The organism is Desulforamulus putei DSM 12395 (genome assembly GCF_900129195.1).
GTDB lineage: Bacteria > Bacillota > Desulfotomaculia > Desulfotomaculales > Desulfotomaculaceae > Desulfotomaculum > Desulfotomaculum putei.
Genome location: NZ_FQUY01000043.1, coordinates 1 through 10,736, shown reverse-complemented (window position 1 = coordinate 10,736; position 10,736 = coordinate 1). Strand labels below are relative to the sequence as shown.

The 10,736-nt window shown below is 46.1% G+C and carries 8 protein-coding genes and 2 pseudogenes; 6 read left to right on the top strand and 4 right to left on the bottom strand.

What is annotated here, in order from left to right; genetic code table 11:
* Positions 1–224: PD-(D/E)XK nuclease family transposase (locus BUB67_RS15365; RefSeq protein ID WP_200798189.1), on the bottom strand; the 224-nt coding region annotated here is incomplete at its 3' end.
* A 396-nt stretch (positions 225–620) separates the two neighbouring features.
* On the opposite strand from BUB67_RS15365, the gene BUB67_RS15360 reads away from it, so the two are divergent.
* Positions 621–4,307, top strand: a complete 3,687-nt coding sequence (locus BUB67_RS15360; protein ID WP_073240253.1) for a S8 family serine peptidase — start codon at positions 621–623, stop codon at positions 4,305–4,307.
* A gap of 354 nt (positions 4,308–4,661) precedes the next feature.
* Here the strand turns inward: BUB67_RS15360 and BUB67_RS15355 are convergent, their stop codons facing one another.
* A complete protein-coding gene (locus BUB67_RS15355) occupies positions 4,662–5,069 on the bottom strand; it encodes a hypothetical protein (RefSeq protein WP_238457086.1) in 408 nt (135 codons plus the stop codon).
* Between the two features lie 150 nt (positions 5,070–5,219).
* Here BUB67_RS15355 and istA point away from each other — a divergent pair, with 150 nt between their 5' ends.
* Both istA and BUB67_RS15345 read left to right on the top strand, forming a co-directional pair.
* Positions 5,220–6,572, top strand: coding sequence for an IS21 family transposase (gene istA, locus BUB67_RS15350; protein ID WP_338011680.1), 1,353 nt, complete (start codon positions 5,220–5,222; stop codon positions 6,570–6,572).
* A gap of 189 nt (positions 6,573–6,761) precedes the next feature.
* Entirely contained in the window at positions 6,762–6,965 is a 204-nt protein-coding gene (locus BUB67_RS15345) for an ATP-binding protein (RefSeq protein ID WP_238457085.1), read from the top strand.
* Positions 6,966–7,013: 48 nt separating this feature from the next.
* On the opposite strand, the pseudogene BUB67_RS15340 reads toward BUB67_RS15345, so the two are convergent.
* Positions 7,014–7,238: pseudogene (locus BUB67_RS15340) on the bottom strand (transposase domain-containing protein); the annotation flags it as partial.
* 118 nt (positions 7,239–7,356) lie between these two features.
* Here BUB67_RS15340 and BUB67_RS15335 point away from each other — a divergent pair.
* From BUB67_RS15335 to BUB67_RS15325, 3 genes are read left to right on the top strand one after another with little or no spacing between them, the layout of a single operon-like run.
* Positions 7,357–8,577: a site-specific integrase gene (locus tag BUB67_RS15335; RefSeq protein WP_073240252.1), complete on the top strand. Its 1,221-nt coding sequence runs from the start codon at positions 7,357–7,359 to the stop codon at positions 8,575–8,577.
* Positions 8,571–9,536, top strand: coding sequence for a tyrosine-type recombinase/integrase (locus tag BUB67_RS15330; RefSeq protein WP_073240251.1), 966 nt, complete (start codon positions 8,571–8,573; stop codon positions 9,534–9,536). The genes BUB67_RS15335 and BUB67_RS15330 overlap by 7 nt, the downstream gene beginning before the upstream one ends.
* Entirely contained in the window at positions 9,529–10,530 is a 1,002-nt protein-coding gene (locus BUB67_RS15325) for a tyrosine-type recombinase/integrase (RefSeq protein ID WP_073240250.1), read from the top strand. Before BUB67_RS15330 ends, BUB67_RS15325 begins: the two co-directional genes overlap by 8 nt.
* A gap of 107 nt (positions 10,531–10,637) precedes the next feature.
* Here the strand turns inward: BUB67_RS15325 and BUB67_RS15320 are convergent.
* Positions 10,638–10,736: pseudogene (locus BUB67_RS15320) on the bottom strand (IS66 family transposase); the annotation flags it as partial.

The following is a 10,736-nucleotide window of genomic DNA, read 5'->3' as shown; positions in this document are numbered from 1 at the left end:
GCTCCTGCGGCTGTCCTGGCCAGTATGTCCAGCCGGGCCGCTTTGTCCAGCAGGTACTTGGGGTCCAGCTCCCGGTCCAGTAATTCTACATCATGCAGTTCCTGGCCCGGCGGTGGCTTTAAAACTGCGTTAAGAAAACTGATGAGCGCCTCTTTGCCCTCTTCCGATCCCAGTATCCTTTTAAAGGCGTAGTCGTTTGTCCTGTTGATGGGCTTAAACTCCAATATTTTTTACCCCCCCTTTCCCTTTGTTTCTCCTGCCAACATTATACCAGATTCTCAATTATTCCTTAATATCCTACCTGATACAGGAATGCACAAAGCCCCGGCAAGAGTTAAACAAATTCAAGTCAAGAACCGTCCCCGACTTGAATTTTTTACATTTCATCCTTCATTGCCAACATCTTTCAATATGTCTATGCTGCAATCTTTCACCTTCGATTTTATGGAGGGAGCAAAACCAGAAGGAAAATAGCGGTTTATGTGGAAGAATGTAGATAGTTTTTTAAAAATTCCCCGGTCATCTTACATACAAAAAGGAGGGTGAATTAATTCAGCTCATATATTAACTAACTAACGGATGAAACTTCAACACCTAACGAGAAATGGAAGTGAACCCTTATGAAAAAGAACCATCAAAAAAACATGTCCTTATTAATTACCACAATTTTCCTTATAGCGCAATTAGTATATGTAATTCCTGTGCAACCTGCCTTGGCCCAAGAATCCCCACCAGCACCGGAGACTCTGACCAGCGACATCACCGATTCACTTGCTAGCTTGGCAGGTCAATCTTACAGCTATAATTTTGGTAAGGACGAGCGTCCGGCAGAACTCAATAACCGTCCCGCCTATGTAGAAGGCGAGGTAATCGTTAAGTTCAAGTCGAGCGCAAATTCATCCCAGCGCTCCAGCATCAAATCACGTTACGGACTAACCACAAAGAGAAAAGTTCCCCTGGTTGGGGCGGAGCTTATGAAATTTGGCTCCGGCAAAACAGTTAACAAAATGATTGAATCTTTACAATCAGACGACCTGGTAGAATATGTACAGCCCAACTATCTTTACTATCCCCAAGCTGTCACCCCCTCCGATGCACGTTGGGACGAGCTCTGGGGTCTACACAATACCGGCCAGACCATAGAGGGAACCGCCGGGGTAGAGGATATTGATATCGATGCCCCGGAGGCCTGGGATTATACCTCCGGCCTGGGGGAAGTTGTAGTGGCGGTAATTGATACAGGTGTCGAAATTACCCACCCGGATTTGGCAGGAAAAATATGGGTTAATCCAGGTGAAACTCTAAACGGCCTTGATGATGACAAAAACGGATATATTGACGATATTAACGGCTGGGACTTCTATAATAATGATAACACCGTATTTGACGCAAGCGATGGCGACACCCACGGAACGCATGTTGCCGGGACAATAGCTGCCCTGTCCAACAGCACGGGTGTAGTAGGCGTTGCCCCTAACGTAAAAATCATGCCCCTTAAATTTACTGGTCCTTATGGCGGCACCACCTCGGATGCTATCGCTGCCATTAACTACGCGGCCAGTAAAGGTGTAAAGGTCTCCAATAACAGCTGGGGTGGTCCAGCCGGTGGCCACGAGGATATACTCCTTAAAGAGGCCATTCAGAACTCGGGTATGGTGTTTGTGGCCGCAGCGGGCAACGACGGTAAGGATAATGATACAGCACCAGACTCCCCATCCGGTCTGGCAGCCGAAAACATCATCAGTGTGGCTGCAGTGAATAACAGAGGTGAGCTGGCCAGCTTCTCCAACTACGGTGCAACTACCGTGGATGTGGGCGCGCCCGGAGAGGCTATTCTCAGTACCTACCCCAGGACACTTAACCAAAGCGCCGGGGTTCAAAAAAATAATCAATCGGTGGTGTTGGGTTTCGGCCTGCAAACTCTTACCGAACAGGATCAATCTGCCTTGATGAAAAAAATACTTAATTTACTTGGAGTAACACCCGGCCCCAACACCTCCATACTACTGGTTAACGACGGAGAATCCGATGCCGGTTATAATAACTATACACCGGTATTTGAAAAAGCCTTATCTGTGGCAGGCTATTGCTATTCCGCATCACAAACAACTGTTGATATACGCAGTGTAAACCAGGATGTTTACGGCCCGACCGCAGCAGAAATGCAACCCTATGATGCCGTAATCTGGTTTACCGGTGACGCTTATGGAACACTGACCACAACTACCCTTACCGCAGAAGACCAAAGCAACTTGACAAGCTACCTGGCCGGTGGGGGCAAGCTGGTCATCACAGGTGAAGACGCTCTCTACGGGATCGAAGACAGCAACTTCGTAACCTCAACCTTGGGTCTTACCTTCATCAAGGAAATCAATGAACCAGGCATGTACACCGACTTAAACGGTGTTAACGAATTTTACGGTGATTCCTATACATTCTCAGGTACCTCCAGCCCTTATAATGATGTTCTGGAGCCAAACGGTACCGGAGCCAGTACAATAATCCAATATACCGGGCAAGACAGTTCCTACCGCTTCTTTAGCGGGACATCGATGGCCGCACCCCATGTGGCAGGAATAAGCGCTATCCTAATGGCTCAGAAGCATCTTAGTGCCACCGAAGCTATCGAGCTGATTAAATCTTCCGGCAGTGATTTACCTTCACTGTCAGGCAAGACAGTTACAGGGAAACTTGTAAACCTGTATAACGCTGTAGCAACACAGGTCAGCCAGCCATCCGTAACACTTGGTTCGCCTTCGGTTGCAAGCCCTTCCAGTTATGATATTACCTTTAACACAAGTTCTTACGGGGCATTGCTCTCGACATCCGTTTCCAGGGATAGCATTACAATCACCTTCCCGAACGGTACTACCCTTCCCGCCTTCATAACTGGCGAAAAAATAAAAGTTAATAATATCCCGGTGGGCAGCAGTGGAGACATCATTACGCCAAACGGCCAATCAATTACCTTTAATGTGCCGGTAACTATCGGGCACGGGGGACAGGTAAACATTACCATTGATAAGGCGGCCAATATCAAGAACCCCACTACAAACGGTTTATACAGTCTTTTAGTATGTACGTCCACTGATCCCGTTATGAAGGGGTCTGCTAACTACAGCATAAGCACCACCACAGATTCCGCCGTTGTCGGCGGCGGGGGAGGCGGTGGCGGTGGCGGCGGCGGCGGTTTAATAAATACCACCCCACCCGGTGCTACAACGCCCTTGAGCAATGCCACAATAGATAATGCCATTGCCAGCGCTGTTAACAGCGATACGGTAACCATTAACGCCAGCGATAGGCTGGAAACCGCCCTAACCACAACCAGCCTGAAAGCCCTTACCAACACCGGCAAACCGGTGGTAGTACAGTTACAAAACGCTACCTTCACCCTGCCCCCGGGGGCACTGGACGTACCCTCCGGAGCGGCACAGGTGCAAATGGCGGCCCTGGCCCTGGGCAATGAAATATTTGAACTGACTATTACAGCGGTTAAACCCGATGGACAACAACTTCCCGTACGCCAGTTCGCTAAACCTATCCGGGTAACCTTACCCGTACCGGCTAACAAACGGGAAGCTGCCGCCAACGGTACACTAAAGGTTCACTGGTTTAACGAAAGCACAAAATCATGGGAAAATATGGGCGGCACCTATGACCCTGTGACCGGTACCATCACCTTTGAGACCAATCACTTCAGTAAGTTCGCATTGCTAATAGCCCAACCCATACCGACTACGGCTAAATTTACTGACATTAACGGTCACTGGGCCCAGAAGGATATTGAGTTCATGGCTGCCAACGGCTACATTAACGGGATGGGCAACGGAAAATTTGCCCCAGATACTGCCGTAACCAGAGCCCAGTTCGCCGCCATGCTGGTAAATGTGCTTAAACTACAGGACAAGGCTAAGGCTCCCTTTAATGATGTGCTTCCGGATAAATGGTATTACACCAGCGTCGGGCGAGCCTATTCTGCCGGGATCATTAAAGGTGTCAGTGCTAAATTATTTGCCCCGGAAGAATTAATTACACGGGAGCAAATGGCCGTTATGATTTGTAATGCTTTAAGGTACAAGGGTATTATAACTGAACCCGAGGATGTTGAGGGAACACTATCCCGCTTTGTGGATAAAACCAAAATATCCGATTGGGCCAAGAATTCCGCTGCATTACTGGCAGATCGACAAATGTTAAACGGTAAATCCACCGACACCACCGTTCGTTTTGCCCCCCTTGACCGCGCAACCCGGGCCGAAGCAGCGGTGATATTGAAAAATATGATCGAGCAACTAAACAAGTAAGGGTGTATACAAAAATGGGGGCTGCAGCATGTAAACTGCAATCCCCCATTCTTTTTTGGTAAGCGGTAAACAAGCCCACCCTCAGAATTGTTTGGTGGTCAGACCCTTTCGGGAGAGGGCGACCTCTAGGGAGGCCCCTCCTTTACTTTAGTTTAGTGAAGTGCCAGGCACCTTTTGACTCAAGAGAACCGTCCCCTTGATTGTTGACTCAAGAGAACCGTCCCCTTGATTGGGTCTCTTTTGAAATGCGAAAAAGGACCTGACCGGAAATTCGTCCGATCAGGCCCGAGTCTGGCACCGTGTTTTGCTATTGCCGGGATTGCTTGTTAGGGATGCCCCGGCTCCCTTCGCTGGTCAGCACCAGTTTTCCATTTCATTCTTCAGCCCCAAGACGGTCTCCCAGAACAGTCCGGTTATCTCAGCCACGTCTTCTACGGAAAAACCTTTTCTCAACGCTGCCTTTGCAACTTCCACTTTGCCTTCGATTTTGCCTTCGATCCTAGCCGCCCTTTGCATCTCATCTAACGTCCGTTCAATGTTGGTGATCATCTTCTCCACCTCCCGGGGATCGTTTTCCTCCAGCACGCGTTCTACCTCTTCTTGCAGGGGTCCCGGCAATTTGCGCTTGATGACGTTCTTCAGCCACACCGTCACCTGCCGGAACTGCTCTGGGGTCATGCCCTCCAGCACGCCGGCGAGCTTCCTGAGCCGGGGCGCCAGCTCCAGGGGGTCCACGTGAATACGACGAGCCAGATTGTGCATTTTGACCGTTGTGATTGTGCACCCAGACCGTTTGAATTGGGCATAGCTTCCGCACTAATTGTGCACTCATGATCCGCTTGTAAAAACGCTCTGTATAATGGGTTTATGTGCTGGGAATCTAGCGCAAATAATCCATAGGAGGTCATGTGAATGACCAATTACAGAGAAATCCTGAGGCTGTTTAGCCTTGGGATAACAAAAAAGGACATAGCGGCCAGCTGTGGGTGTTCTAGAAACACCGTCACGAATGTCTTGCAACGGGCCGCAGCGTGTCGGCTAAGTTGGCCGTTGCCTGACAAGATGACCAACAAAGAGCTTGCCATGAAGCTGTTTCCACCCGGGGAAGCAAAGCCGACGTACAAAATGCCGGATTATGAATACATCCATCGAGAGATGGCCAAGAGCGGTGTCACGCTTAGTCTACTGTGGGTGGAATATTGTGACCAATGCCGCGTGGCGGGTGAAGTCCCGTACAAATCCACCCAGTTTAACAAGTATTACAGCGATTTCGTCAGAAGTACCAAAGCAACTATGCATATTAACCGCAAGCCTGGAGAAATCATGGAGGTAGATTGGGCCGGTCAATATGCGCACATTGTAAATACTGATACAGGTGAGTTAATAGATGTTTCCGTCTTTGTTGCTGCCCTTTCATACAGCGGCTATGCCTACGTGGAGGGGTTTCTATCACAGAACCAAGAGTGCTGGATTACCGCCCATGTTAATGCCTACAACTACTTCGGTGGTGTTACACGCATTCTCACCCCGGACAATTTAAAGACCGGCATTACAAAGCACTCACGAAGCGAGATTACAATCAACAAGACCTATCAGGAATTAGCGGAACACTACGGAACAGCTGTTATCCCTGCCCGGGTAAAAGCTCCTCAGGATAAGCCAACTGTCGAGGGCGTAGTAGGGATCATCTCCACATGGATCCTGGCGGCGTTGCGCAACCAGCAGTTTCTCTCCCTGCATGAGCTAAATGAAGCTATCCGACAGAAGCTAAAAGAGTTTAATAACAAACCATTCCAGAAGAAGGAAGGCAGCAGAGCCAGTCTGTTTGAAGAGGAAAGACCGTTCCTGCTACCACTGCCGCCAAAACCTTTTGAGTTGGCCACATGGCGAGTTGCCACTGTCCAGTTCAACTACCATATCAGCGTAGATTCCCAGAATTACTCAGTCCCGTATGAATACATTAAGCAAAAAGTGGACGTCAGGCTCACTAAGAATGTCATTGAGGTTTTCTTTGGAGGTAACCGGATCAGCTCCCACCCAAGGTTGTACGGACGTAGTGGCCAATACAGCACTATTGAGGCACACATGCCTCCAGACCACCAGAAGTATGTAACGTGGAACGCAGAAAGATTCATCAGCTGGGCCGAAAAGATCGGAGAAAATACCGCTGTTGTTGTTCGTTTCTTCCTCAGTGCCCACAAGGTAGAGCAGCAAGGATACAAGTCCTGTAGGCTCTACTCAAACTTGCAGATAAGTATTCCGTAAAACGTCTAGAAGCCGCTTGCGCAAAGACGCTGTCCTATACCGTCCATCCAAGCCTAAAAAATGTACAGGCAATCCTTAAATCCGGACAGGACAAGCTGCTTGATAACAAACCTGCATCGGAAACGCCCCCGGAGCATCCCAGTATGGTTTTACACGTGGTGCTGAGTATTACAAAAGGGGGAATAACTGATGTTAAACGATAACACTGTATCCAAGCTGCATGAGATGCGACTTAGTGTCATGGCACAGGCATTCCGTGAGCAGTTAAAAGACAGCTCCTTCCATGAATTATCGTTTGAAGAGCGGCTAGGTCTGCTTGTTGACGCGGAGTGGGCGGTACGTAAGAATAACCGGATGGCTCGGCTCATCAAAAAGGCCGATTATGCTATGTAAGCGTCAAATAATCCCCACCTTCCAAGGAAAGTGGGGATCCATGTAACATTAATTATTATATACTCGACAAGCAATGGGTAAGGTAGCTGACCAGGGAAGCAGCTTATCTAATTCGCCTGGGTCTGTGGTATCTATGTTGGGCAGCTGCTCGAAAAGATAAGTGAGATAGGCCAAAGGATTCAAATTATTCTCCTTAGCCGTTTCAACAATGCTGTAAATAACAGCGCTAGCCCTAGCACCCCGCGGGGTGTTTGTGAACAGCCAGTTTTTGCGGTTATGTTCTTAAGCACATAACCGCAATTATGTGCTTACTTAATTTATGTGCTCACTAACCCGATTGTAGGTATGAGTAGCAACATTTTATACTTAAAGTAAAAGGGGTGTTGCTACTATGCCTTATGTATTTTTAACATTACCAGTCAGGCAGAAACTGAATCAGTTCAGGACATTTTTGGAAGAACATGAATACCACGAGAGTACAATTCTTGGTTATCAAACCTATGTTTCCAGATTTCTACGATCAAATTACTATAACGAGAAGAATTCCAACCTTAAAGACCAAATAAAAGAATTTCTGAAAAATGAAGCCTCAATGTCTCCGAAAACATTTAAATATTGCCGAGCCGCACTATACGTTTTCTATAAATTTTCAACGGGAATGCCATATCCTAAGGCTGTCAAAGAAAACGTCATTGCCGAAATTGAAGATCTTCTGGCTGGATTCCAAGACTTCCAGAAAAGAGTTAAGCATCTGGCAGATACAAGTATCATTTCTGAAGCCAACCAAGTGAGACCGTTCCTTAATTTCATCTACCAACAGTCGCCCGAGAGCTTTAATGTATCAAATATCTCCGCTATGGATATCCGAAATTATTTTACCGGAGAAGCGGCTCATTTAAACTCAAGCACAAAAGGAAGGATAGCGACATCAATACGTAATTTTTTTAAATATCTCCGTTTTTCTGGTGTAAATGTTGATGAATCTATCTTTAAGATCCCACTTTCGCCGGCGGTGTGGAAGTTGAATACTATTCCAACTGTGCTAAGCAATGAAGAATTCGAATCATTACGGAATTGCTTTGATAAAAGCAGGCCTTCAGGAATACGAGATTATGCCATTACCTTATGCTTCACAGAATTGGGGCTTCGGTGCTCAGAAGTTGCTAGTCTAACTTTAGATGATCTCGACTGGAAGAACGGTATTATTAAAATTAAAAATACCAAAACACACACTGACAGGACACTGCCCATGTCCTCCACGTTTGGGGAAGCTATTGTGAATTATCTACAGAATTCTCGGCCTGCATCCAAAAGCCGGGTTCTTTTTGTCCGTTTTTCCCATACTCAGGGTGAACCCATGGGAAGAGAACAGGTAAGGGGTGTTATGCGCCGTGCATACAAAAGAGCGGGGATCAGCGAATCTGTTACCGGTACTCATATCCTACGCAGGACAGTAGCCAGTAAAATATATAAAAAAGGCTGCACACTTAAGATGGTGGCAGATATTCTCGGACATGAATGCCTGGAAAGCACTGCTATCTATACGAAAATAGATACTGAAATGCTGTTACAAGCTGCCGGTATGTGGCCCGGAGGTGGCAGCTTATGCTAACGGATAATAAGATAACCAGACAAATAGAATCCTATATAGAATACAAGCAAAGTCTGGGCTACCAATTGAGAATTGAATCACAAGAATTAAGACGTTTTGCCAAATATACACGCGAAATTGATCATATCGACTCCCTCACGACTGATTTAGCCATGCAGTGGGCTTCTCTCGACAGCAGCCTCAGCAGATGGTACATGGCAAGAAGGTTGGAAACAGTACATACATTTGCAGTATATGCCGCTTCCATCGATCCCCAAGCACAGGTTCCCCAGACGGGAGTTTTTGGAAAATGTCATGGACGTGTGACACCATATATTTACACGGAAGAAGAAATTCTTCGGCTGATGAATGAATCATTGAATCTATTTACCACGGATGGCATCAGATGCTTGACAGTATCCACCGCATTAGGCCTTTTGTGGGCAACGGGAATCCGCGTTTCTGAGCTGACAAATCTTAAAGTTCTAGATGTTAATCTTAAGGAAAGATATCTTTTTATAAGGAATACAAAATTTTATAAGGACCGGTTGGTACCCCTGCATCAAACCGTGGTAGAACAGCTTGAAAAATATGACTCGAAACTAAGGGGGAAACTCTCTGGACGATCAGAAGATGATTTCTTTTTTGTAACCACGAACGGAAGGCGATTCAATACAAGAGCATTTGAATATGCATTCCAACAACTGCGCTCCTGTTTGATGCCGGATGGCGGAAACAATTGGAATGGAAGACCGCCGCGTCTATACGATATCCGGCACAGTTTTGCCTGTCGTACCATTCTTAAATGGCTTGAAGGCGGAGAAGATGTCAACCAGAAGCTTTATTCACTCTCGGTCTATATGGGACATGTAAAACCAGCTGATACCTATTGGTACCTTACATCTACTCCAGAACTTCTTTCTCTTGCTTGCGGAAAGTTTGAGCTCCTATACGGAAAGGAGTTGCAACCATATGAATAGCGCATTCCAAGATTTGCTTCAGAAGTTCTTCCTTAAGAGGATGATGAATCAAAAACAGGCATCCCCGGAAACCATTAAATCCTACCGGGATACTTTCCGAATTTATATTGAGTATTTAAATATTGTTCATAAATGTCCGCCGCACAAAATTAGTATAGAACACATCCAAGCAGAATATATACTTGGTTTTCTGGAGTATCTTGATCATGAAAGAGGAAACCAGACGAAAACCATCAACAACCGTCTGGCCGCAATCCATGCATTTCTTCATTTCATGTCTTTTGAAAAACCAGAATACAGTGCTACTATTCAAAGAAGCCTTATGATTCCCTTCCGGAAGACGAAAAAACGACAGATAGATTTTCTGACAAAAGAAGAAATTGATGCTCTTTTGGAGGCCTGTTCCATGAAAGAAGCCCTTGGGCGCCGCGATAGGATGATGGTGCTGATTCTTTATAATACCGGTATAAGGGTCTCTGAGCTTATTTCCCTGAGATGTAGAGATGTTATATTCGATAGTTCCGGAACGGCAGGCTATATTCATGTAATAGGTAAAGGGCGAAAAGAAAGGAACATTCCTCTTTGGAAGACAACCGCATCCTATATTAAAAAATATATTGAAGAGCATAGTCTTAAGTCAGATGATAAACTGTTCATAAATCATACAGGAGATGAACTCACTCGATCGGGTGTCCGTTATCGGATCGATTGTCTAACAGAAAAAGCACAGAAAATTATTCCGGGATTAGAAGACAAAAACATCAGCCCACATACCTTCCGCCACTCGACCGCGCTCCACTTGCTTCAATCAGGAGTTGACATTTCAACCATTGCCATATGGCTTGGACACGAGAGCATAAATACAACACATAAATATATGGAAGCAGACATTGAGATGAAGCAAAAAACACTGGAGAAAATAGCCGAACCATCCGTTAATGGGTACCGTTACAAGCCATCTAAAGATATTTTGGCGTTTCTAGCCTCTTTATAATTATGTGCTCATTAGAAAGTGCCAAGAAATCGTGAACTAAGCGATTTCTTGGCGATTTTACCCTTAGCAGAACTAAATAGAAACATAAATTAAGTAAGCACATAATTGCGTCCAATCACAAATGGCTTAATGGATCTTTCACTGCGGTTATTATCTAATTCTAACCGACCATCCTGGAGAAATGCCTCCAGCTTGTTCCACTGATT